At 61.3% G+C, this 22,093-nt stretch carries 18 protein-coding genes, 5 tRNA genes and 2 pseudogenes; 12 read left to right on the top strand and 13 right to left on the bottom strand.

The window, feature by feature from the left end; all coding sequences use genetic code 11:
• Window positions 1-113: 113 nt before the first annotated feature.
• The 4 genes from yecR to ABMD26_RS15215 all read right to left on the bottom strand — a co-directional run bounded on the left by yecR (window position 114) and on the right by ABMD26_RS15215 (window position 2,000).
• Complete coding sequence (gene yecR, locus ABMD26_RS15230; RefSeq protein WP_354310519.1) at window positions 114-485, bottom strand: YecR family lipoprotein; 372 nt, start codon at window positions 483-485, stop codon at window positions 114-116.
• Window positions 486-790: 305 nt separating this feature from the next.
• A tRNA-Thr gene (locus ABMD26_RS15225) sits at window positions 791-866 on the bottom strand.
• Window positions 867-937: 71 nt separating this feature from the next.
• Window positions 938-1,372, bottom strand: coding sequence for a pilin (locus ABMD26_RS15220; RefSeq protein ID WP_354310516.1), 435 nt, complete (start codon window positions 1,370-1,372; stop codon window positions 938-940).
• A gap of 202 nt (window positions 1,373-1,574) precedes the next feature.
• Window positions 1,575-2,000, bottom strand: a complete 426-nt coding sequence (locus ABMD26_RS15215) for a pilin (protein WP_354310514.1) — start codon at window positions 1,998-2,000, stop codon at window positions 1,575-1,577.
• A 217-nt stretch (window positions 2,001-2,217) separates the two neighbouring features.
• On the opposite strand from ABMD26_RS15215, the gene pilB reads away from it, so the two are divergent.
• From pilB to ABMD26_RS15185, 6 genes are read left to right on the top strand one after another with little or no spacing between them, the layout of a single operon-like run.
• Entirely contained in the window at window positions 2,218-3,918 is a 1,701-nt protein-coding gene (gene pilB, locus ABMD26_RS15210; RefSeq protein ID WP_122742573.1) for a type IV-A pilus assembly ATPase PilB, read from the top strand.
• A gap of 3 nt (window positions 3,919-3,921) precedes the next feature.
• Entirely contained in the window at window positions 3,922-5,136 is a 1,215-nt protein-coding gene (locus tag ABMD26_RS15205) for a type II secretion system F family protein (protein ID WP_354310512.1), read from the top strand.
• Between the two features lies 1 nt (window position 5,137).
• Complete coding sequence (locus ABMD26_RS15200; protein WP_354310510.1) at window positions 5,138-6,007, top strand: prepilin peptidase; 870 nt, start codon at window positions 5,138-5,140, stop codon at window positions 6,005-6,007.
• Window positions 6,004-6,627, top strand: coding sequence for a dephospho-CoA kinase (gene coaE, locus ABMD26_RS15195; protein WP_354310508.1), 624 nt, complete (start codon window positions 6,004-6,006; stop codon window positions 6,625-6,627). The genes ABMD26_RS15200 and coaE overlap by 4 nt, the downstream gene beginning before the upstream one ends.
• The gene (yacG, locus tag ABMD26_RS15190) at window positions 6,624-6,827 is read left to right on the top strand and encodes a DNA gyrase inhibitor YacG (RefSeq protein WP_049861149.1); all 204 of its coding nucleotides are present in this window, start codon (window positions 6,624-6,626) and stop codon (window positions 6,825-6,827) included. The genes coaE and yacG overlap by 4 nt, the downstream gene beginning before the upstream one ends.
• A 48-nt stretch (window positions 6,828-6,875) precedes the next feature.
• Window positions 6,876-7,778 (top strand): alpha/beta hydrolase, encoded by a 903-nt coding sequence (locus ABMD26_RS15185; RefSeq protein WP_354311833.1) that lies wholly within the window; start codon window positions 6,876-6,878, stop codon window positions 7,776-7,778.
• 85 nt (window positions 7,779-7,863) lie between these two features.
• Here the strand turns inward: ABMD26_RS15185 and ABMD26_RS15180 are convergent, their stop codons facing one another.
• Entirely contained in the window at window positions 7,864-8,289 is a 426-nt protein-coding gene (locus tag ABMD26_RS15180) for a DUF3830 family protein (protein WP_354310505.1), read from the bottom strand.
• Window positions 8,290-8,390: 101 nt separating this feature from the next.
• On the opposite strand from ABMD26_RS15180, the gene ABMD26_RS15175 reads away from it, so the two are divergent.
• Together ABMD26_RS15175 and ABMD26_RS15170 are read left to right on the top strand one after the other, a co-directional pair.
• The gene (locus ABMD26_RS15175; RefSeq protein ID WP_354310503.1) at window positions 8,391-9,020 is read left to right on the top strand and encodes a DUF1780 domain-containing protein; all 630 of its coding nucleotides are present in this window, start codon (window positions 8,391-8,393) and stop codon (window positions 9,018-9,020) included.
• Between the two features lie 329 nt (window positions 9,021-9,349).
• Window positions 9,350-10,652: pseudogene (locus ABMD26_RS15170) on the top strand (NAD(P)/FAD-dependent oxidoreductase).
• Between the two features lie 244 nt (window positions 10,653-10,896).
• On the opposite strand, the gene ABMD26_RS15165 reads toward ABMD26_RS15170, so the two are convergent.
• The 7 genes and pseudogenes from ABMD26_RS15165 to rluD all read right to left on the bottom strand — a co-directional run bounded on the left by ABMD26_RS15165 (window position 10,897) and on the right by rluD (window position 16,144).
• A tRNA-Pro gene (locus tag ABMD26_RS15165) sits at window positions 10,897-10,973 on the bottom strand.
• Between the two features lie 97 nt (window positions 10,974-11,070).
• Window positions 11,071-11,146, bottom strand: a tRNA-Lys gene (locus ABMD26_RS15160).
• 5 nt (window positions 11,147-11,151) lie between these two features.
• Window positions 11,152-11,228: transfer RNA gene (locus ABMD26_RS15155), tRNA-Pro, on the bottom strand.
• 10 nt (window positions 11,229-11,238) lie between these two features.
• Window positions 11,239-11,314 (bottom strand) — tRNA-Asn (locus ABMD26_RS15150).
• Window positions 11,315-11,730: 416 nt separating this feature from the next.
• Window positions 11,731-14,296: pseudogene (gene clpB / locus ABMD26_RS15145) on the bottom strand (ATP-dependent chaperone ClpB).
• 151 nt (window positions 14,297-14,447) lie between these two features.
• Entirely contained in the window at window positions 14,448-15,185 is a 738-nt protein-coding gene (pgeF, locus tag ABMD26_RS15140; protein ID WP_354310501.1) for a peptidoglycan editing factor PgeF, read from the bottom strand.
• Window positions 15,182-16,144, bottom strand: coding sequence for a 23S rRNA pseudouridine(1911/1915/1917) synthase RluD (gene rluD, locus ABMD26_RS15135; protein WP_049860969.1), 963 nt, complete (start codon window positions 16,142-16,144; stop codon window positions 15,182-15,184). The genes pgeF and rluD overlap by 4 nt, the downstream gene beginning before the upstream one ends.
• A 150-nt stretch (window positions 16,145-16,294) precedes the next feature.
• Here rluD and ABMD26_RS15130 point away from each other — a divergent pair, with 150 nt between their 5' ends.
• From ABMD26_RS15130 to ABMD26_RS15115, 4 genes are all read left to right on the top strand, one after another.
• Window positions 16,295-17,317: an outer membrane protein assembly factor BamD gene (locus tag ABMD26_RS15130; protein ID WP_049860968.1), complete on the top strand. Its 1,023-nt coding sequence runs from the start codon at window positions 16,295-16,297 to the stop codon at window positions 17,315-17,317.
• Between the two features lie 271 nt (window positions 17,318-17,588).
• Window positions 17,589-17,822 (top strand): PP0621 family protein, encoded by a 234-nt coding sequence (locus ABMD26_RS15125; protein ID WP_049860967.1) that lies wholly within the window; start codon window positions 17,589-17,591, stop codon window positions 17,820-17,822.
• On the top strand, window positions 17,812-19,407 hold the full coding sequence (locus ABMD26_RS15120; protein WP_375143178.1) for a sensor histidine kinase: 1,596 nt from the start codon (window positions 17,812-17,814) through the stop codon (window positions 19,405-19,407). The genes ABMD26_RS15125 and ABMD26_RS15120 overlap by 11 nt, the downstream gene beginning before the upstream one ends.
• Window positions 19,408-19,409: 2 nt before the next feature.
• Window positions 19,410-20,756: a sigma-54-dependent transcriptional regulator gene (locus ABMD26_RS15115; protein ID WP_354310498.1), complete on the top strand. Its 1,347-nt coding sequence runs from the start codon at window positions 19,410-19,412 to the stop codon at window positions 20,754-20,756.
• 236 nt (window positions 20,757-20,992) lie between these two features.
• On the opposite strand, the gene thiO is transcribed toward ABMD26_RS15115, so the two are convergent.
• Window positions 20,993-22,093, bottom strand: a complete 1,101-nt coding sequence (gene thiO, locus ABMD26_RS15110; protein ID WP_354310496.1) for a glycine oxidase ThiO — start codon at window positions 22,091-22,093, stop codon at window positions 20,993-20,995.

The raw sequence follows: 22,093 nt of genomic DNA, 5'->3' as shown, positions 1-22,093 counted from the left end.
TCGCTGGCAGGCCAGCGTAACTATATGCAGTGCCCGTCGTTAGCTTGTCGTGGCGTCCTCTTGCTAAGCGAAAGTACTCTTCCAAACAACCGAGCAATAGTTCGATGTTTTTTTCAGATTGCTAACGGCCAATTTTGGGATTTATGCCAGTTACGAACGGCTTCTCGTGGCCTACGCATCCCACTTCGCGCCGTCACAGCGCACCGGCCTTGCCCCGCGCTCGGCGGGAGACCAAACGGTTGAACCGAATCAGGGTTACCTTGGCATTGATATTTTACGACAGTCCGGTAAGACGAACATCCAAGGGCTGAGAAAGACAAGCAAATGGCGTTTCGGCCTCCAAACGCTTCGGAGCCAGTATATCCCCAAGCAGCGCATTTAGATTTCGCCAGCGCAAGTCCTCTTTGTTCACCGCTGGCAGTAACGCCCTTCGTGCCAGGATCGTAGGCGACGTCAACGACGGCGTCCGACCTGCTGCCATCCACACAGCATAGACCTGAGTCTTGGTTGTGCCGCACGCCGCTAATAGTGCGCTCAGCCCCAGTAAAGCTGGCGTCCAGTTTCGAAGCTCAAATTTTCTCATGCAGGATCCCTGTCTGCTTTGATCGATGACTTCGATCTTCAAGGTGATAGCAGCAAAATTTGCCTATCTTGAGGTGCTGTAGCTATTAGATGAGCGTGGTTTTTTTGTCGGGCGGGCAGTTAGATTACTGCAGGAGGCAGGAATCCAGCGCTGGGTAGGTTTCCAAGAGTAGGATGCAACTGCTTGGCATCGCATGAACCTGTCGACTGGTGCCGGAGATAGGAATCGAACCTACGACCTTCGCGTTACGAGTGCGCTGCTCTACCGACTGAGCTACACCGGCGGTGAAAATGCAATCAGAAACATAAAAAAAGCCGCCCGAACAAGCACTGGGCGGCTAATCACTCTCAAAGCTTAGTTTTTAATGTAGCCATTTGTTACGCAGGCGCCACTATAGGCCCATGTAAGAGTACCGCCAGCCCCTGTTGGAGTAAGCACACACGTATCTCCGGTCGCACCACCAGCAATTCCTTTGAAAGCGTTAGGCGTGGCAGTAATGACAGCAGTAGTCGCAGTAATTGCGATGGTATTAAGCGCGCCAGTTGTCTTGCTTGGGAGCGTCACTCCAATTTTGGCTGCAGTATCACAAGCTGTGAGATCCGACCCCGACTCTTGATAGCAAACAGTAATGGCAGTCTGAACCGGCGCCATACCGTTGATCACTTCAGAATACGCCGCACGCTTGATGTAGTTCTGATAAGCCGGCAGCGCAATAGCAGCCAGAATACCGATGATCGCAACCACGATCATCAGTTCGATCAGGGTGAAGCCCTTTTGCATCTTGTTCATGTTCAATCCTCAGATTAATACGACGTGCCGCGATTCCAGAGGCAGATCCGTCAATCCCACAACGGTTTCTAGTACCTGATGTGGCTAGAGCACACGGCGTGCCAACTTTTGAAACGCCGCACCTGCACGTTTGGACGCCCGACATGATCCATAGCCGAAAACGAATGGAGCAGAACATGACGTTTTTTGTCACCACAGCTTGCTACTGGTTTTTGACATAACCCTTGTCTGCGCATGGGCCGCTGTATGCCCACGTCAGAGCTCCTGCACTGGCTGTCGGTTGCAGGGTACAAGTGTCTTCGGCCGTAAGGCCTTTGTATTCATTGGGGACAGCGACAATGGCAGCAGTGGTGGTCGTGACAGAAGCGGAGTTGAGAGCACCGGTCGTTTTGCTAGGCATCGTCATACCAATTTTTCCTGCAGAATCGCAGCTGCTCAAGGCCCCAGAGGTTTGATAACAAACACCCACGGCGGTCTTGATGGACCCGAGTGCCGCAACGACTTCAGTGTAAGCCGCGCGCTTTATGTAGCTCTGGTAAGCGGGTAATGCGATGGCAGCGAGGATGCCGATGATCGCGACGACGATCATCAGTTCGATCAGGGTGAAGCCCTTTTGTATTGTGTTCACTGTATGCCCTCAGAGTATTCCGCAAGCGCTCCCAGCGCTTGAGGGCGGCGCGTGGTCAAGCTTCGCGTCCAACACCGCAAGGTGAGCATATGCCGTGCCAAGCAAACTGCCACCCCACTTTTGTGGCTCGCTGTAAGGCGACCGATTCTTGCAGCCCTATTTGGCACCATCGCTCGACTACGCTATAAACCACGGATTGTCCGTACTCGGTGCCCCCATGAACGATATCGTCCTCACCGGCTTGGCCAAGCAATTGGTCGTCGCTGAACTCCTGACCGACAAGGCTGCACAGCAGGCCTATCAGCAGGCTCAGCGTAGCCGCGTTCCTCTTGTTCACTACCTGGTACAGAACAAGTTAGCAAAAAGCCGCGATATTGCAGAAATTGCGGCCGATCAGTTCGGTGTGTCCTTTCTAGATTTGGCAGCAGTTGATCGTGAGGCTCAACCTCGAGGGTTGGTCAGTGAGAAGCTGGTTCGCCAGCATCATGCCCTGCCACTTTGGCGACGTGGCAATAAACTGTTCGTAGGGATTTCGGACCCAACCAACCACCAGGCCATCACTGACATCCAGTTCAACACCGGCCTGACAGCCGAAGCCATTCTCGTTGAAGACGACAAGCTGACCGACGCCATCGAGAAGTTTTTCGAGAGCGGTACCACGGGCCTTGAAGAGCTTAGTGATGTCGACCTGGACGGTCTGGATGTTGAAACCGTTGACGATAATAAAAACGACTCCATCGGCGGCCAGGACGCCGACGATGCTCCTGTCGTGCGCTTCGTCAACAAGATGTTGCTCGATGCCATCCGCGGCGGTTCGTCCGACCTGCACTTCGAACCCTACGAAAAAGCCTATCGCGTTCGATTCAGGACCGACGGCATGCTCCGCGAAATTGCGCGTCCGCCGATCAATCTGGCAGGCCGCATTGCGGCACGTCTCAAGGTCATGGCCAGCCTCGACATCTCCGAACGTCGCAAACCGCAGGACGGCCGGATCAAGATGCGCATCTCGAAGAACAAGGCCATCGATTTCCGTGTGAACACCCTTCCGACGCTGTGGGGCGAGAAGATCGTGATGCGTATTCTCGACCCGTCGAGCGCGCAGATGGGTATCGATGCGCTGGGTTATGAGCCTCATCAGAAAGAGCTCTATCTCCAGGCGCTGAGGCAACCGCAGGGGATGATTCTGGTCACCGGCCCTACAGGCTCGGGTAAGACTGTGTCGCTGTACACCGGGATCAACATCCTGAATACGGTGGATATCAATATCTCCACGGCCGAGGATCCCGTGGAAATCAACATGGAGGGTATCAATCAGGTCAACGTCAATAACAAGCAGGGTCTGGACTTTGCCCAGGCCCTACGTTCGTTTCTGCGTCAGGATCCTGACGTGATCATGGTCGGTGAGATCCGTGACCTGGAGACCGCCGAGATCGCCATCAAGGCCGCACAGACCGGTCACCTCGTGCTTTCCACCCTTCACACCAACAGTGCTGCGGAAACGCTCACTCGTTTGCAGAACATGGGCGTGGCTGGCTTCAATATTGCAACGTCCGTCAGCCTGATCATTGCGCAGCGGCTTGCGAGAAAACTGTGTCCGCATTGCCGCAAGGAAGCCGACATTCCGCGCGACGCACAGATCGAGGAAGGTTTCGCCCCGGAGCTGATAGGTACCTTCAAGATCTACGAGCCCGTGGGATGCGAGCAGTGTAACGGGGGCTATCGCGGTCGGCAGGGCATCTACGAGGTGGTGAAAATCACCAAGGAACTTCAGCGCATGATCATGGAAGCCAACAACGCGATCGAGATCGCGGCGCAGATGCGCAAGGAAGGTTTCAGCGATTTGCGAGCGTCAGGTCTGGTCAAGGTTATGCAAGGGGTCACCAGCCTTGCCGAAGTCAACCGAGTCACCAAGGATTAAGTAATGGCGGTCAAAGCAAAGATCCACGTCTATGCCTGGGAAGGGCTGGATCGCAAAGGCACCAAGATGTCTGGGGAGCTGAGCGGCCATAATCCGGCGTTGATCAAGGCGCAGCTGCGCAAGCAGGGGATAAACCCAGGCAAGATCAAGAAGAAGGGCACTGCGCTGTTCGGCAAAGGCAAACGGATCAAGCCTGCCGACATTGCTCTGTTCACTCGGCAGATGTCCACCATGATGCGCGCCGGTGTGCCATTACTGCAGTCGTTCGACATCATTTCCGAAGGTGTCGATAATCCCAACATGCGCAAGCTCGTGGATGAGATCAAGCAGGAGGTTGCTGCAGGTAACAGCTTCGCCTCGTCACTGCGCAAGAAGCCGGAATACTTCGACGATCTTTACTGCAACCTCGTGGATGCCGGTGAGCAGGCGGGTGCTTTAGAAACCTTGCTGGATCGGGTGGCTACTTACAAAGAAAAGACCGAGCAGCTCAAGGCGAAGATCAAGAAGGCGATGACCTACCCCATCGCGGTAGTAGTTGTTGCCATCATTGTTTCTGGGATCCTGTTGATCAAGGTGGTGCCGCAGTTCAAGTCGATCTTCGAAGGCTTCGGCGCGGAGCTGCCAGCTTTCACGCTGATGGTGATGGGGCTGTCTGACGTGGTCCAAGAGTGGTATTTGCTGCTGCTGGCGGCCTTCGTTGGTTTGTTCTTTGGTTTCAAATATGCAATGAAACGAAGTCCAAAACTGCGTGACACGGTAGATCGCTGGTTGCTCAAGATTCCGATTGTGGGGGCGATTCTGTACAAGTCGGCCGTGGCTCGTTACGCACGCACGCTTTCCACCACATTCGCGGCCGGCGTGCCACTGGTGGATGCGTTGGATTCGGTGTCAGGTGCTACCGGCAACGTCGTCTTCAAAAACGCCGTAAACCGGATCAAAGCCGACGTTTCCACCGGCATGCAGCTCAACTTTTCCATGCGCTCGACGGGCGTCTTTCCCACCCTCGCCATCCAAATGACCGCCATCGGCGAAGAATCAGGCGCCCTGGACGACATGCTGGACCGGGTAGCTACCATCTACGAAGCCGAGGTCGACAACATGGTCGACAGCCTCACCAGCCTGATGGAACCCATGATCATGGCCGTGTTGGGCGTGGTGGTCGGTGGCCTGGTTATTGCGATGTACCTTCCTATCTTCCAACTCGGCTCCGTCGTCTAACATGCCCGTACTTGAATTCTTGGCCAGCCCGCTGGCCCTAGTCGCCTGCGCCCTCCTCCTGGGCCTCGTCATCGGCAGCTTCCTCAACGTCCTCATCCATCGCCTGCCCATCATGCTCGACCGCGACTGGACCACGCAGTCCCGAGAAATGCTCGGCCTGCCGCCAGAGCCAGCGGGCGCGACCTATAACCTGCTGCTCCCCCACTCCGAGTGCCCGCACTGCGCGCACAAGATCCGCGCCTGGGAGAACATTCCAGTGGTGAGCTACCTGATGCTGCGGGGCAAGTGCTCCAGCTGTCGGGCGAAGATCAGTCTGCGTTATCCGCTGGTCGAGCTGGCCACGGGCATTCTCAGTGCGTTCGTGGTGTATCACTTCGGCCTGGGCTGGGAGGCGGCGGCGTTTCTGGTGCTGACCTGGGGGCTGCTGGCGATGAGTCTGATCGATGCCGACCACCAGTTGCTGCCGGATGTGCTGGTGCTGCCGCTGTTGTGGCTGGGGTTGATCGTCAATGGGCAGGGCTTGTTCACGAACCTGTATGACGCGCTGTGGGGCGCGGTGGCCGGTTATCTCAGCTTGTGGCTGGTGTATTGGGCGTTCAAGCTCATCACCGGCAAGGAAGGCATGGGCTACGGCGATTTCAAGTTGCTGGCCATGCTGGGGGCCTGGGGTGGCTGGCAGATTCTGCCGCTGACCATTCTGCTGTCGTCGCTGGTGGGTGCGGTGCTGGGGGTGTTGATGCTGCGGATGCGCAACGCGCAAACCAGTACGCCGATCCCGTTCGGGCCTTATCTGGCCATCGCGGGGTGGATTGCATTGCTGTGGGGTGATCAAATAACCACTTCATACATGCAGTTTGCCGGGTTCCGATGACAACAGCTGTGGATAAACCGTGGGTGCTGGGTCTGACCGGTGGCATTGCCAGCGGCAAGAGCGCGGCGGCGCAGCGCTTTGCCGATTTGGGCGTGCACGTGGTGGACGCCGACCAGGCCTCGCGCTGGGTGGTGGAGCCGGGGCGTCCGGCGTTGGCGGCGCTGGTCGAGCGCTATGGCGCGGCGCTGTTGCAGGCCGATGGCAGCCTGGATCGCGGAGCGCTGCGCAAGGTGATCTTCGAGGATGCGCAGGAGCGGCGCTGGGTCGAAGCGTTGTTGCACCCACTGATCGCCGCGGAAATTGCGCAATCGCTGGCATCGGCGACGTCGCCCTACGCGGTGTTCGTGTCACCCTTGATGGTCGAGTCCGGCCAATACCGCATTACCCAGCGTCTGCTGGTGGTGGATGCGCCCGAGGCGGTGCGGGTCGCGCGGACACTCCTGCGCGACCACACCACCCCGGAGCAGGTCCAGGCGATTCTGAAAGCCCAGGCGAGCCGCGAGCAGCGGCTGGCGCTGGCGGACGATGTGCTGGTCAACGATCGTGATCTGGCCTGGCTGCACTCGGAAGTCGAGCGGCTGCATACTTTTTACCTGACTTTGCGTGGAGGCCGAGAATGAGCCAACCCTTGACCGTTGATTGCCCGACTTGCGGGGCGCCGGTGGAATGGACGGCAGCGAACGTGAACAGGCCGTTCTGTTCCGACCGTTGCAAACTGATCGACCTGGGCGCCTGGGCGGCCGAGGAACACAAGATTCCGGTCAGCCCGGATGCCGAGGACGAGCTGTTCAGCGAGGACCTGCCACCGCGCGGTCATTGAGCGAGCGCTGTCGTGCGCGATGATAATGGCGTCCCGATCATGCAACGAATGAAATGCCTGACGCTCAGCGGACTGGCCTTGGCAGCCCTGCTCGCTCTAGGTCCCGCGCAAGCGCGGCCAGACCCGCAGCAGCCCATGGTGGCCCCGGTGCTGGAACAGCCCGACACTGGCTATGGGTTCACCACCCGAACCCTGGACTCGGCGGACGGGCAGCGGCATTACCGCCTGTACATCGGCCGCCCGGAACAGCCCGCCCCCACCGCTGGCTACCCGGTGGTGTACCTGCTCGATGGCAATGCTGCCGTGGGAGCGCTGGACCAGGCACTGTTACGGCGCCTGAACGAAGGCGCAGACGCACCGCTGATCGTGGCCATCGGCTCGACCACGCCACTGCGTATCGATCGCCCGGCGCGAACCTTCGATTACACGCCTCAAGTGACCGGCGATACGCAGACCGATGCGCCCTCCGGGTTGCCCAGCGGCGGCGCCGATCAGTTTCTCGATCTGCTGGATCAGCGAATCAAACCGCTGGTGGAGCACGCCGTACCGGTGGATGTGAAACGGCAAACATTGTGGGGGCATTCCTACGGCGGATTGCTGGTGCTGCATGCCCTGCTGACCCGGCCTGGGGCGTTTCAGCATTACGCTGCGGCCAGTCCTTCGCTGTGGTGGGGAAACGGTGCGGTGCTTGAGCCTTTGGACGGCTTGGCGGACCGAGTGAGCCAGAGCGAGGTGGGGTTGACGTTGATGCGGGGTGACGCCGAGGCAGCTGGGCCGGGTGGGCCGGGGCGCTCGACGCAGGCGCCGGGGGTGGCCATGGAGCGGTTGTTGAAGGGTGTTAGCGGCGTGCCCGGTTTGCGCGTTGAGTACCACGTGTTTCCCGGGCTGGGGCATGGGCCGATGTTGCCTGCCTCGCTTCATTATATTTTCGAAAACCGCGTGTACCGCTGACGCGGCTTGCGCCGCTGCTACAGAAGAGCGCCAATCCCCTGTAGCAGCGGCGCAAGCCGCGTCCGGTCACACCGCGCCGGCGGGATCACTCCAATTCGAACAGCACCTCCTGCGCCCCTTCCCACAACGTCTTCACGCCCAGGGCGCGAAGGTTTTCCTTGCCCTGCACGATGGTCAGGAAATGGTTGCCGGCCAACTGCCCCATCTTGCTGGCGAAACAGGACGACCCGTAGGCCAGCAGGATTTCCGTTTCGCTGTACGGCCCCGGATAAAACAGCACGTCCCCTACCGACGGGTGGCTGGTGTGGTTCTCGAAGCCGACCGGCGCATCGCCTCGCAGCAACTGAAATTCGCCCAACGGCACCCAGCACGCCTCGCCGCTCCAGCGTACGTGGATGATTTTCTGCCGATAGGGCAGCAGCTTGAGAAACGCCTCCACCGTCTGCGGTGCGTCGGGATGGGTTTCGGCCAAGAATTCATAGCCGCCGGAGGTGATCTTGATGCTGGGCATGGTGCAACTCCTTGGAAAAATCCCATCCTTACCCATTACCCGGCGATTTTGAAGCGTTGGCCATTATTCTTTTCGTCGCACAGGCGGGCTAAGCTAGGGCCATGGATGACTCCGACTACCTGCGTTTGCTCACCAGCCAGGCCGAGCAAGCCAACGCCTTTCTGTCCAATGCACGCAAATGGGAGCGCGAGCGTTGGGTGTGCGAGCGCCTTTTGCAGGGTCTGAACATCACCTACCGCGACGACGAGTTCACCCCTGCAGGCCAGGAGCCGCCGGACGTGCTGTTTCGCGACGCCAGTTTCGAAGTGTTTTTCGTGCTCGATGAAGGTCGCCGGCTCAATGATGAATGGCGTGAAGAGCTGCAACGTCGCCGCAGCGCCTTCTCCCTCAGCCAACTGGTGCGCCGCGAGGCTCGGCCCAAGCGCATTCGTGCGCCCGAGCTGCTGCAACGGCTTGCCCCGACCCTGCGCAAGAAATCCCACAACTATCGCGAACGCGGCCTGGACCTGGGCGAGCTGGACATCATTGCCTTTGCCAGCCTCAAGCGCGAAACCCTGGACCTGAACAGCCATTTTCCGCCGCCCACCGAATTTCTCCGCCAAGGCTGGCGCTCGCTGTCGCTGGTCGGACCGACCTTCGCGCGGGTCTTGTTCGCCCATCCGGATGCGCCGGATTTTCTGCGCAACAACCTGGGCCGCAGCATCGTTTTCGATGTCGGCATCAGTTTGTGACAACCGCCATTTATCAGCCATGGCGTATCCGCAGCGGCGATGATACAAAGCGTCATCGTCCGTACCGACTGTCAGGAACCCTGTAGCCTTGCCAGCGTCTGAAACGTCTACCTGTTCAGGGTTCCAAGCCCTGCCACGTGAACCGCGCCCTATGGGTCGGCGGTTGTCTGTGTGCTTGTCGGCAGCAAGTCGAGCGTCCGCTTCTTGCTTCGATAACCGCCGTCGCAGGGCCCGTGGAACCCTCTGCTTCAAGGTGTGGAGCTATGAGCTGCCTTGCGCTCGCCCCCCTCGCAGACCCAACGAATTCCTTAACCTTATGAGAGCCTTCCATGACACATCGCATCGTTATCGTCGGCGGCGGCGCCGGCGGCCTGGAACTGGCCACCAGCCTGGGCAAGACCTTGGGCAAGCGCGGCACGGCCAGCATCACGCTGGTGGACGCCAACCTGACCCATATCTGGAAACCCGCTGTTGCATGAAGTGGCAGCCGGTTCGCTGAATTCGTCGGAAGACGAGCTCAACTACGTTGCCCAGGCCAAGTGGAATCATTTCGAGTTCCAGCTGGGTCGCATGAGTGGCCTGGACCGGGCGGCCAAGCAGATCCAGCTGAGCGCTACCCTGGATCCGGAAACCGGTCTGGAGCTGGTGCCAGCGCGCAGCATTGGCTACGACACGCTGGTAATCGCCGTGGGCAGCACTACCAATGACTTCGGTACCCAGGGTGCAGCCGAACATTGTCTGTTTCTGGATACGCGCAAGCAGGCCGAGCGCTTCCACCAGCAGTTGCTCAACCACTACCTGCGTGCACACGCCGGCCACGATGAAAGCCGCGCGCAGATCAGCGTGGCCATCGTCGGCGCCGGTGCCACGGGGGTCGAGCTGGCGGCCGAGCTGCACAATGCGGCCAAGGAACTGGCGGCCTATGGTCTGGGCCGCATCGCGCCCGAGAACATGCGCATCACCTTGATCGAAGCCGGTCCGCGGGTGTTGCCGGCGCTGCCGGAGCGCATCGGTCAACCGGTGCACCAGACTCTGGAAAAACTGGGCGTGACGGTGCTGACCAATGCCGCCGTGAGCGAAGTGACTGCCGAAAGCCTGCTGACCAGCAGTGGCCAGGTCATTCCTGCCAGCCTGAAGGTGTGGGCGGCGGGCATTCGGGCGCCGGGTTTCCTCAAGGACATCGATGGCCTGGAGACCAACCGCATCAATCAGTTGGTGGTGCGCCCGACCTTGCAGACCACTCACGACGACGACATCTTCGCGTTCGGCGACTGCGCGGCGTGCCCGCAGCCGGGTACCGATCGCAACGTGCCGCCGCGCGCTCAGGCGGCCCACCAGCAGGCTTCGTTGCTGGCCAAGTCGCTGAAGCTGCGTATCGAGGGCAAGGCTCTGCCGGAGTACACCTACAAGGACTACGGCTCGCTGATTTCGCTCTCGCACTTTTCGGCGGTGGGCAATCTGATGGGTAACCTGACCGGCAGCGTGATGCTGGAAGGCTGGCTGGCGCGCATGTTCTACGTGTCGCTGTACCGGATGCACCAGGCGGCGCTGTATGGCCTGTTCCGTACCGGCATGTTGATGCTGGGCAGCCGTATCGGACGCGGCACGGAGCCACGATTGAAGTTGCATTGATGGATCGACCGCGTTACGTGTGACGTGACGCGGTGATGCCGGACGCGGCTTGCGCCGCTGCTACAGGGCGCGTCATGGCGCACCATATTTCCCATGTAGCAGCGGCGCGAGCCGCGTCATTGGCGATGCGGTGTGTTTGACACTCCGCGGTGGGGTCGGACGCGGCTTGCGCCGCTGCTACAGGGGGGTGTGTTGAATTGGGAACAAAAAAAAGACGCCTATGACAGGCGCCTTTCTTCGAATATGGTCGGGGTAAGGGGATTCGAACTCCTGACATCCTGCTCCCAAAGCAGGCGCGCTACCGGACTGCGCTATACCCCGGTACAAAAAAGGCACCCCGGAAGGCGCCTTTTCTGCTGCCCACCGGTTTTAATCGGTGGGGCTTTTAAGATTCGACCCGGCGAACCGGAATCAAAAATGGTGGGTCGTGTGGGATTCGAACCTACGACCAATTGGTTAAAAGCCAACTGCTCTACCAACTGAGCTAACGACCCAAATATGGTCGGGGTAAGGGGATTCGAACTCCTGACATCCTGCTCCCAAAGCAGGCGCGCTACCGGACTGCGCTATACCCCGATATGAAATTTGGCTCCGTGACCAGGACTCGAACCTGGGACCCAATGATTAACAGTCATTTGCTCTACCGACTGAGCTATCACGGAACTATCAATTTCAGAACATCTACAGCAACTTCAGTACATCTACATCTGCTACAGCTTCAAGCCTGTATCACTACCGCCTTGAACTCTTCGACCTGTTCGCATCGCTGCGTTCATGTCTCTGAGGCGCGCTATTCTACAATCTTCAAAACCCCTGTCAACCCTTTAAATTGCTTTCAAGACACTGATTTGCAACTTTTTTTCAGAACCGGGTGAAGCGTTTGGTTCTGCGGGATGACCGACAGCGGGGCGCACTTTACAAGCCTTGAAACGAAAATGCAACGGGAAATCAATGGGGTGTGTCATGGCGGGCCTCTTCGCGGGCAGAGGGCTCGCCGCCCGCCCCGCTCCCACAGGAACGTTGCATACCTGTGGGAGCGGGCTCTGCCCGCGAAGAGGCTCTCACTGCCCCTCATCAATTAAGCAAACACAATCTCATCATCCACCACCGACGCCTGCACCGAGGTCCCCGGCAGGAACTTGCCCGAGAGGATCAGCTGCGCCAGCGGGTTCTCGATCCAGCGCTGGATCGCGCGCTTCAGCGGCCGCGCGCCATACACCGGGTCGTAGCCTACCGCGATCAGCTTATCCAGCGCCTCGTCGCTCAGCTCCAGACTCAGGTCGCGCTCGGCCAGACGGCTGCGCAAGCGGGCCAGTTGGATCTGCGTGATCCCGGGCAATCTGATCGCGCGCCAGCGGTTCGAAGATCACCACCTCGTCGATCCGGTTGACGAACTCCGGACGGAAATGGCTGGTCACCGCATCCATGACCGCGGCGCGTTGTGCCTCGCGGTCGCCGACTAGCTCCTGGATGCGCGCCGACCCCAGGTTCGAGGTCATGACGATCACGGTGTTGCGGAAGTCCACGGTGCGGCCGTGACTGTCGGTCAGACGTCCATCCTCGAGCACCTGCAGGAGAATGTTGAACACGTCCGGGTGCGCCTTCTCCACTTCGTCCAAGAGCAACACCGAGTACGGCTTGCGACGGACCGCTTCGGTCAGGTAGCCGCCTTCTTCATAACCCACGTACCCGGGCGGTGCGCCGATCAGGCGGGCCACCGAATGCTTCTCCATGAACTCCGACATGTCGATGCGCACCATCGCCTCCTCGGTGTCGAAGAGGAATTCGGCCAGCGCCTTGCACAGCTCGGTCTTGCCCACGCCGGTGGGGCCGAGGAACATGAACGAGCCGCTCGGACGGTTCGGGTCGGACAGGCCGGCACGCGAACGGCGTACCGCGTTCGACACGGCCACTACGGCCTCTTCCTGGCCGATCACGCGTTGATGCAACAGGCTTTCCATCTTCAGCAGCTTGTCGCGCTCGCCTTCGAGCATTTTCGACACCGGAATCCCGGTCCACTTCGATACCACTTCGGCGATTTCTTCCTCGGTGACCTTGCTGCGCAGCAACTGGTTGTCGCTTTTGCCATGCTGGTCGACCATCTGCAGGCTGCGCTCCAGGTCCGGGATCACCCCGTACTGCAATTCGGCCATGCGGCTCAGGTCGCCACGCCGACGCGCGGTTTCCAGTTCCTGACGGGACTGCTCGATCTTCTGCTGAATCTGCGCGGAGCCCTGCACTTCGGCTTTTTCCGACGTCCAGATCTCTTCCAGGTCGGCGTATTCGCGTTCCAGTCGGGCAATTTCTTCGGTCAGTTTTTCCAGACGCTTGATCGCGGCTTCGTCGTCTTCCTTCTTCAGGGCTTGAGACTCGACCTTGAGCTGGATCAGGCGACGCTCCAGGCGGTCCAGGACCTCGGGCTTGGAGTCGATTTCCATGCGGATACGGCTGGCCGCTTCGTCGATCAGGTCGATGGCCTTGTCCGGCAGTTGGCGGTCGGTGATGTAGCGATGGCTCAGCTTGGCGGCTGCGATGATCGCGCCATCAGTGATCGCCACTTTGTGGTGAACCTCGTAGCGCTCCTTGAGGCCACGCAGGATGGCAATGGTGTCTTCCTCGCTCGGCTCATCGACCAGCACTTTCTGGAAGCGTCGCTCCAAGGCCGCGTCTTTCTCGATGTACTGGCGGTACTCGTTGAGCGTGGTGGCGCCTACACAGTGCAGTTCGCCACGGGCCAGCGCCGGTTTGAGCATGTTGCCAGCGTCCATGGAGCCCTCGCCCTTGCCGGCGCCAACCATGGTGTGCAGTTCGTCGATGAACAGAATGATCTGTCCTTCCTGCTTGGACAGTTCGTTGAGCAGCGACTTCAGGCGCTCTTCGAACTCGCCACGGAACTTGGCACCAGCAATCAGCGCGCCCATGTCCAGGCTGAGCAGGCGTTTGCCACGCAAGCCATCGGGCACTTCGCCGTTGATGATGCGCTGGGCCAGGCCCTCGGCGATGGCGGTCTTGCCCACGCCGGGTTCGCCGATCAGCACCGGGTTGTTCTTGGTGCGACGCTGCAGCACCTGGATGGTCCGACGGATCTCGTCGTCACGACCGATCACCGGGTCGAGCTTGCCCTCCTCGGCGCGCTTGGTCAGGTCGACGGTGTATTTCTCCAGTGCCTTGCGCGACTCCTCGGCGTTGGGGTCGTTGACCGCCTCGCCGCCACGCAGGTTGCTGATGGCGTTTTCCAGAGCCTTCTTGCTGACGCCCTGCCCTAACAGCAGTTTGCCGAGCTTGCTGTTGTCGTCCATGGCGGCCAGCAAGACCAGCTCGCTGGAGATGAATTGATCACCCTTCTGCTGCGCCAGCCGGTCGGCCTGATTGAGCAGGCGCGCCAGATCCTGGGACATATTGACGTCGCCGGTCGGGTTCTGGATTTTCGGCAATTGGTCGAGCTCTTTGCTCAACGCCTTGCGCAGGCTGTTGACGTCGAAACCGACCTGCATCAGCAGCGGACGAATCGAACCGCCCTGCTGGTCGAGTTGCGCCTGCATCAGGTGCGCGGGCTCGATGGCGGGATGGTCCATGCCAACGGCCAGGGATTGTGCGTCGGATAACGCGAGTTGAAGCTTGCTGGTCAAACGGTCTATACGCATGAGTCACCTTCCTGAAAGGGGCAGGCCGGAGCGATGGACACACCTGATGAAGAAAACCTGCCGGGGATGACAGTTAGATGGGGGGTAATGGGGAAGATTCAAGGATGGGGGTTGTAGGTCTGGGTAGGTTGTGTCAGTGCTGGCTGCGAAGCTAGGGTTCCAGCCACACCAGTGAAGCGAAGCGCCCGGTGACCTGCGCGCGGCGATAGGAAAAGAAGCGCTTGTCTTCCACGGTGCACAATCCCCCGCCATACACCGCCGTCACCCCCACCGCAGCCAGGCGAATCCGCGCCAGCGCATAGATGTCGGCCAAAAACTTGCCAGGCGCGGCACCCGGCGCGAATGCATCGGCAGCATGCGGATGGATCGACATGAAGGCCTCACGCACCTCGGCGCCGACTTCGAAGCGCCGTGGACCGATGGCCGGCCCGAGCCAGGCCATGACCTGCTCGGGCGGCTCGCGGAACGTCTGCACCGTCGCTTCCAGAACGCCGGCCGCCAGCCCGCGCCAACCGGCATGAGCGGCGGCGACCTGGGTCCCGGCGCGATTGCAGAACAGCGCAGGCAAGCAGTCGGCGGTCATCGATGTGCAGGCGATTCCCGGCGTAGCGGTCCAGCTCCCGTCTGCTTCCAGAACGCGGCTGGGGTCGGCTCCGACCACTCGCACCCCGTGCACCTGGTTCAGCCAGGCGGGCAGGATGCCGAAGTGAGCGGTCAGACGCAGGCGGTTCTGCACCACGCAGTGAGGATCGTCGCTCACGTGCGCGCCCAGGTTCAGGCTGTCATACGGCGCCGGGCTGACGCCGCCTTCACGGGTGGTCACGCAGGCCCTGACCGAAGCCGGAGCTGGCCAGTCGGGAAGCAACAGGCCCTGCGCGAAAGTGGTCACCCTATGAAGGCCTCGCGATCCTGCTTGAGCAGCGACAGCAGCCAGACGAAGTCGTCGGGCAGTGGCGATTCCCAGCCCATGCGCTCACCGGTCGTCGGATGGTCGAGCTCCAGGAAACGGGCGTGCAGGGCCTGGCGCGGAAAGGTTTTCAGCGCATCGACCATGGTGGCGCTGGCCGCGGGCGGAATGCGGAAGCGGCCGCCGTAGGCCTGGTCGCCCACCAGAGGGAAGTTGATGTGCGACATGTGTACGCGAATCTGGTGGGTCCGGCCGGTTTCCAGCTTCACACGCACGTGGGTGTGGGAGCGGAAGCGTTCGAGCACGCGGTAATGGCTGACCGCCTGCTTGCCGCCTTCCATCACGGCCATGCGCTGGCGCTGCTGGCCATGCCGACCGATCGGCGCGTTGATCTTGCCGCCGGCGGTGACCACGCCGATGACGATGCATTCATAGATGCGGCTCACCGAACGGCTCTGCAACTGGGACACCAGCTGGGTCTGCGCCTGAATGGTCTTGGCCACCACCATCAGACCGGTGGTGTCCTTGTCCAGACGGTGAACGATGCCGGCGCGCGGCACGTTGATGATGTCCGGCACATGGTGCAGCAGGGCATTGAGCAGCGTGCCGTCGGCGTGACCTGCGGCCGGGTGGACCACCAGGCCCGCCGGCTTGTTGATGACAAGGATCTGGTCGTCTTCGTAGACGATGTCCAGGTCGATGTCCTGAGCCACCCATTCACCCTGGGCTTCCTGCTCGGCATTGAGCTCGAGCAGGGCACCGCCATGCACGGTATCGCGCGGACGCAGAACGTCCCCGTCCACGGTCAGGCGGCCCTCTTTTATCCAGGCGGAAAGGCGCGAGCGCGAGTGCTCTGCGAATAGTTGGGCGGCGACTTGGTCGAGGCGTTGTCCGCCCAAATCGGACGGTACCTCTGCGCGAAGTTGTATGATCTCGGACATGCTCGGACTAGGCGGCGGCACAGCCTTTGGTTTCGGCTGCACGCTTGTGGTTAAATACGGCGTCTTTTGCCCCGGGGGTTCCACGGGGTGCTCATCATAACAGGACGGCCACGCCCGAGACAGCGGCCGTTTATAGGGACGCTAGCCGCCATGCAAGTGAAACACCTGCTGCTGATCGCCATCCTCGGACTCACCGCGGCCTGTTCTTCGACCAAAGAAGTGGTCGATGAAAACCTCAGCGAAGTCGAGCTGTACCAGCAGGCGCAGGCCGACCTGGACAACAACAGCTACACCAGTGCCACGGCCAAGCTCAAGGCGCTGGAGTCGCGTTATCCGTTCGGCCGCTATGCCGACCAGGCACAGCTCGAGCTGATCTACGCCAACTACAAGAACTCCGAGCCCGAGGCGGCGAAGTCGGCTGCCGAGCGTTTCATCCGCCTGCATCCGCAGCACCCGAACGTCGACTATGCCTACTACCTCAAGGGCCTGACCTCGTTCGACCAGGACCGTGGCCTGGTGGCGCGTTTCCTGCCGCTGGACATGACCAAGCGTGACCCTGGCGCTGCCCGTGACTCCTACAACGAGTTCGCCCAGCTCACCAGCCGCTACCCCAACAGCCGCTACGCGCCCGATGCCAAGCAGCGCATGATCTACCTGCGCAACCTGCTGGCCTCCTACGAGATCCACGTGGCCGACTACTACCTGACCCGTCAGGCCTACGTCGCAGCCGCCAACCGTGGCCGCTACGTGGTGGAAAACTTCCAGGAAACGCCGTCCGTCGGCGACGGCCTGGCGGTGATGACCGAAGCCTACATGCGTCTGCACCTGGACGATCTGGCGGCCACCACCCTGGAAACCCTGAAGGCCAACTACCCGGACCACCCGAGCCTGGAAGACGGCAAGTTCGTGCCTCAGCAGGACGAAGCGGACAACCGCTCGTGGATCTCCAAGGCCACCCTGGGCTGGATCGGCTCCAACACCGACCCGCTGCCACCGGGCGAAACCCGTGCCAACCAGGATGTGCAACGCCAGTACCAGGAAGCGCGCGACGCCATTCCGAAGGAACTGCTGCCACCTGAAGACGGCGGCACCGCCGACCAGCAGCAGCCGAACGCCGAGGAAGGCAAGAGCCGCTCGTGGTTCAGCTACGCGACCTTTGGTTTGTTCGACTGAAGCGCGGTTGTACTGAAAAAGGGGCTCCGGCCCCTTTTTTATTGGAATAACCGCCTGTGGGAGCGGGTCTCTGCCCGCGAAGGGCTCACTGCGGTCTGCCTGATACACCGCAGGGCCCCTTTCGCGGGCAGAGACCCGCTCCCACAGGTGTGTTTCCCAGCCAATGACTGCTCACACCAGGGCTTGCCAGGGCCTACCCTCGCCCGCCGCTTGCTCCGCGTCGGGCTCGCTCCTACACTGCGCCATCTTCCCTGGCAAAGCTGACCTTCCCATGATTCGCCTGATTTTCTGGATCGCCATCGTCTTCGCCGCCATCTGGCTGTGGCGCAGGTTCAAGACTCCCGCCCGCGCGCCTCGTGAAGAGCACAAGCCGGCCTCGCTGACCATGGTTCGCTGCGCCCAGTGCGGCGTGCACCTGCCAGAGGACAGCGCGTTGCGTCGTGACAGCCACTGGTATTGCAGCCAGCCCCATCTGGAGCAAGGGCCCGGCAACGGTGCCCGCTGAAGCGCAGTTTCTCGGCGGCGCCCAGGCGCAGCGGATGCTGCGCCTGTACCACCTCTACCGCTTGACCATTGGTCTGTCCCTGGTCCTGCTGATTTCCAGCAACATGGACAACCGCCTGCTGGAAGTCGCCGATGGCGAACTGTTCCGCGCCGGCAGCTGGCTCTACCTCATTCTCAACATCCTGGTCGTGGTGCTGATGGGCAACCCGCGTCGGGTGCTGCCGGTATTCAGCCTGGCCACCGCCGACGTGATCATGCTCGCTGGCCTGTTCTACGCCGGTGGCGGCACGCCCAGCGGCATCGGCAACCTGATGATCGCCTCCGTGGCCATGGGCAACCTGTTGCTGCGCGGTCGCCTCGGCCTGTTGATCGCCGCACTCGCCACCATCGGCATCATCTACCTGACGTTCTACCTGAGCATCTCCCGACCGGCCGCCGCCAACGACTACCTGCAGGCGAGTACCCTGGGTGTGTTGTGCTTCGCTGTGTGGTTCGTGGTTCAGGGGCTGAGCCGACTGCTGAGCACCAGCGAGAACCTGGCCGAACAGCGCGCCAGTGACGTCACCAGCCTGGAGGCCTTGAATTCGCTGATCCTGCAGCGCATGCGCACCGGCATTCTGGTGCTGGACACCGAACTGCGCGTGCAACTGGCCAACCAGGGCGCCCTGGCCCTGTTCGGGCGGATGACGCTCAATGGCGAACTGATCGCCGATCACTCCCCCGACTTGATCGAGCGTCTGTTGCAGTGGCAGACCAACCCAGCCTTGCGGGTCAAGAGTCTGAAGCTGTCGCCTACCGGTGCGTCGATCCAGGCCAGCTTCATTGCCCTGCGCCGCGGTGGCGAGCAGCAGCAGACGCTGGTGTTTCTCGAAGACCTGTCGCAGATCGCGCAGCAGGCACAACAGCTCAAGCTGGCTGCCCTGGGTCGTCTCACGGCCAGCATCGCCCACGAGATCCGCAATCCGCTGGGGGCCATCAGCCATGCAGGCCAGTTGCTGCAGGAGTCCGAAGACCTGCCGGCCGCCGACCGGCGCCTGACCCAGATCATTCAGGATCACTGCAAGCGCATGAACCTGATCATCGAAAACGTGTTGCAGCTGTCGCGTCGCCGCCCCAGCGCGCCGCACCCACTGGACCTCAAAGCCTGGCTGGAAAACTTCGTCAGCGAATTCCGTACCACCGCCCGTCCAGGCCAACAGTTGCATATGTATGTCAGCGACGGCACCCTGGAAACGCGCATGGATGCCAACCAGTTGACCCAGGTGCTGAACAACCTGGTGGAAAACGGCCTGCGCTACAGCGCCCAGCAACAGGGCCGCGCGCAGGTCTGGCTGAATCTGTTCGTGGAGCCGACCAACGGTTTACCGATCCTCGAGGTGCTGGACGACGGCCCGGGCTTTGCCGCCGATCAGTTGCAGCACATGTTCGAGCCTTTCTTCACCACCGAAAGCAACGGCACCGGGCTGGGCCTGTATATTTCCCGCGAGCTGTGCGAAAGCAATCAGGCCCACCTAGACTACAGGGCACGTGAAAAAGGCGGGAGTTGCATGCGTATCACCTTCGCCCACCCGCGCAAACAGGGATGACTATGAGCGCCAGGCAAAAAATTCTGATCGTGGACGACGAGCCGGACATTCGTGAATTGCTGGAGATCACCCTTGGCCGCATGAAGCTGGAAACCCGCAGTGCGCGCGATGTCGCCGAGGCCCGCGAATGGTTGGGCCGTGAATCGTTCGACCTGTGCCTGACCGACATGCGCCTGCCCGACGGTACCGGTCTTGATCTGGTGCAATTCATCCAGCAGCGCTACCCCCAAGTGCCGGTGGCCATGATCACCGCGTTCGGCAGCCTGGATACCGCGATCAACGCACTCAAGGCCGGCGCTTTCGATTTCCTCACCAAACCGGTCGATCTGCCGCGCCTGCGCGAGTTGGTCGGTGCCGCGCTGCGCATGCCAGCACCCGCCCCTACCGGCAAGGAACCGAGCATCGACCAGCGCCTGCTCGGCGAGTCGCCCCCCATGCTTGGCCTGCGCAAGCAGATCGGCCGTCTGGCGCGCAGCCAGGCGCCGGTCTACATCAGCGGCGAGTCAGGCAGCGGCAAGGAACTGGTCGCCCGGCTGATCCATGAGCAGGGCCCGCGGGCGGATCGACCGTTCATCCCGGTCAACTGCGGTGCCATCCCCGCCGAACTGATGGAGAGCGAGTTCTTCGGCCATCGCAAGGGCAGCTTCACCGGCGCCACCGAAGACAAGCCGGGGCTGTTTCAGGCCGCCCACGGCGGCACGCTGTTTCTCGACGAGGTGGCCGACCTGCCGCTGACCATGCAGGTGAAGTTGCTGCGCGCCATTCAGGAGAAGGCCGTGCGCGCAGTGGGCGGGCAGACCGAAAACGTGGTCGATGTGCGTATTCTCAGCGCGACCCACAAAGACCTGGCAGCTGAAGTCGCGGGACAGCGTTTTCGTCAGGATCTGTACTACCGCCTCAACGTGATCGAGCTTCGCGTGCCTTGTCTGCGCGAGCGGCGTGAAGACATTCCGCTGCTGGCCACCAGCGTGCTGGCGCGCCTGGCGCAAGGCAGCGGCCTGCCTGCCGCACAGTTGACGCCCGCCGCTTTGGAAACCCTCAAGGGCTACCGCTTTCCCGGCAATGTGCGGGAGCTGGAGAACATGCTGGAGCGGGCCTACACCCTGTGTGAAGACGATCGCATCGAAGCGAGCGACCTGCGCCTGAGTGAAACGGCGGTGGGCACGGAAGTAGGTGAACCCAGCCTGGCCCAGATCGACAACCTGGAAGATTACCTGGAAAGCGTGGAGCGCAAGCTCATCCTGCAAGCCCTGGAAGAAACCCGCTGGAACCGCACGGCGGCGGCGCAGCGGCTGAACATGTCGTTCCGTTCGATGCGCTATCGTCTGAAGAAGCTTGGGCTGGATTGATCCCCTGCCACCGCGTGCACCGCCGACGCGGCTCGCGCCGCTGCTACAGGGTTTGCGTGGTGCGCCAGATTGAACGCGTTGGCGGTGTACGTGGGGTGCCTGAACAAAGGCGTCGGCGGTGTACGCGATCCCTGTAGCAGCGGCGCGAGCCGCGTCGGCGGTGCATGCGGGGTGTCTGGATGAACGCAACGGTGCCGGACGCGGCTTGCGCCGCTGCTACAGGGGTTGCGGCGCTGTTATAGGTCGATTCGGTCCTGCGGTGCGTAAGGCGCTGGATCGATCACGGCGTCACGGCCCACCATCAAATCCACCAGCAGACGACACGAAGCCGGCGCCAGCACCAGCCCGTTGCGGTAATGCCCGCAGTTCAACCACAGACCCGGATGCCGCGGCAGCGGACCAATGAACGGCACCCCCTCCGGCGACCCTGGACGCAGCCCGGCCCACTGCCGCACTGGCGTGGCATCGGCTAGGGCCGGCAGCAGATCGACCGCCGAGGCCATCAGGCTGTCCAGCGCCTCCTGCGTTGGGGTCTTGTCGAAGCCCGCATGCTCCAGCGTGCTGCCAATCAAGATGTGCCCATCACGTCGGGGAATCGCATAACGCCCCTTGGCCAGCACCATGCTCGGCAGAAAGTCGGCGGCGCATTTGTACAGGATCATCTGGCCCTTTACCGGCTCCACCGGCAAGCCGACACCCAAGGTCTGCAGCAACTCGCCGCTCCACGCCCCCGCGGTCAGCACCACCTCATCGGCCAGCAACTCACCTTGCACCGAGTGCACACCGATCACACGCTGGCCATCCAACACGAAACCCTGCACTTCACAGTGCTCACGCACCGTCACATTGGGCAGCGCGTTCAGCGCCGCTTTCAACGCCTTCACCAGCCGCGGATTGCGCACGTTGGCGACATCCGCCATGTAAATCGCCCGCTCGAACCCCGCCCCGAGCACCGGCACCGCGGCATAGGTGGAAGAGATATCCACAGCCGCCAGCGGCCGATGATTGCGCTGGGCCCAGGCCAACGCCTCGGCCTCATCTTCCAGGTCCAACCAGTACAAGCCGGTCGTGTGCACCTCAGGATCGATGCCCGTCTCGGCAGCCAGACGCTGCCCCAGCTGTGGATAGAAATCCTGTGACCAATGCGCCAGGGCAGTGACTGCCGGGCTGTAGCGCCAGGGATACAGCGGTGAAACGATACCGCCGCCCGCCCAGGACGACTCCTGGCCCACCGCGCTGCGATCGATCAAGGTGACGCGATCCACATGGGCGGCAAGGTTATAGGCTGTCAGCAGGCCAATGACACCGCCGCCAACAACCAGAACATGCTCAGACAT

This window comes from Pseudomonas sp. PvP001 (assembly GCF_040546375.1).
GTDB lineage: Bacteria > Pseudomonadota > Gammaproteobacteria > Pseudomonadales > Pseudomonadaceae > Aquipseudomonas > Aquipseudomonas coleopterorum.
This window is presented reverse-complemented; position numbering and strand designations above follow the sequence as displayed.

What these genes read in the sequence shown, in the direction of transcription:
- ABMD26_RS15185 (WP_354311833.1), top strand. Translation starts at nt 6,876, where the DNA reads ATGAAATGCCTGACGCTCAGCGGACTGGCCTTGGCAGCCCTGCTCGCT.
- yacG (WP_049861149.1), top strand. Translation starts at nt 6,624, where the DNA reads ATGAGCCAACCCTTGACCGTTGATTGCCCGACTTGCGGGGCGCCGGTG.
- ABMD26_RS15130 (WP_049860968.1), top strand. Translation starts at nt 16,295, where the DNA reads ATGCAAGTGAAACACCTGCTGCTGATCGCCATCCTCGGACTCACCGCG.
- ABMD26_RS15115 (WP_354310498.1), top strand. Translation starts at nt 19,410, where the DNA reads ATGAGCGCCAGGCAAAAAATTCTGATCGTGGACGACGAGCCGGACATT.
- ABMD26_RS15125 (WP_049860967.1), top strand. Translation starts at nt 17,589, where the DNA reads ATGATTCGCCTGATTTTCTGGATCGCCATCGTCTTCGCCGCCATCTGG.
- pilB (WP_122742573.1), top strand. Translation starts at nt 2,218, where the DNA reads ATGAACGATATCGTCCTCACCGGCTTGGCCAAGCAATTGGTCGTCGCT.
- rluD (WP_049860969.1), bottom strand. Translation starts at nt 16,144, where the DNA reads ATGTCCGAGATCATACAACTTCGCGCAGAGGTACCGTCCGATTTGGGC.
- thiO (WP_354310496.1), bottom strand. Translation starts at nt 22,093, where the DNA reads ATGTCTGAGCATGTTCTGGTTGTTGGCGGCGGTGTCATTGGCCTGCTG.
- ABMD26_RS15175 (WP_354310503.1), top strand. Translation starts at nt 8,391, where the DNA reads ATGGATGACTCCGACTACCTGCGTTTGCTCACCAGCCAGGCCGAGCAA.
- ABMD26_RS15180 (WP_354310505.1), bottom strand. Translation starts at nt 8,289, where the DNA reads ATGCCCAGCATCAAGATCACCTCCGGCGGCTATGAATTCTTGGCCGAA.
- ABMD26_RS15220 (WP_354310516.1), bottom strand. Translation starts at nt 1,372, where the DNA reads ATGAACAAGATGCAAAAGGGCTTCACCCTGATCGAACTGATGATCGTG.
- coaE (WP_354310508.1), top strand. Translation starts at nt 6,004, where the DNA reads ATGACAACAGCTGTGGATAAACCGTGGGTGCTGGGTCTGACCGGTGGC.
- ABMD26_RS15205 (WP_354310512.1), top strand. Translation starts at nt 3,922, where the DNA reads ATGGCGGTCAAAGCAAAGATCCACGTCTATGCCTGGGAAGGGCTGGAT.
- ABMD26_RS15200 (WP_354310510.1), top strand. Translation starts at nt 5,138, where the DNA reads ATGCCCGTACTTGAATTCTTGGCCAGCCCGCTGGCCCTAGTCGCCTGC.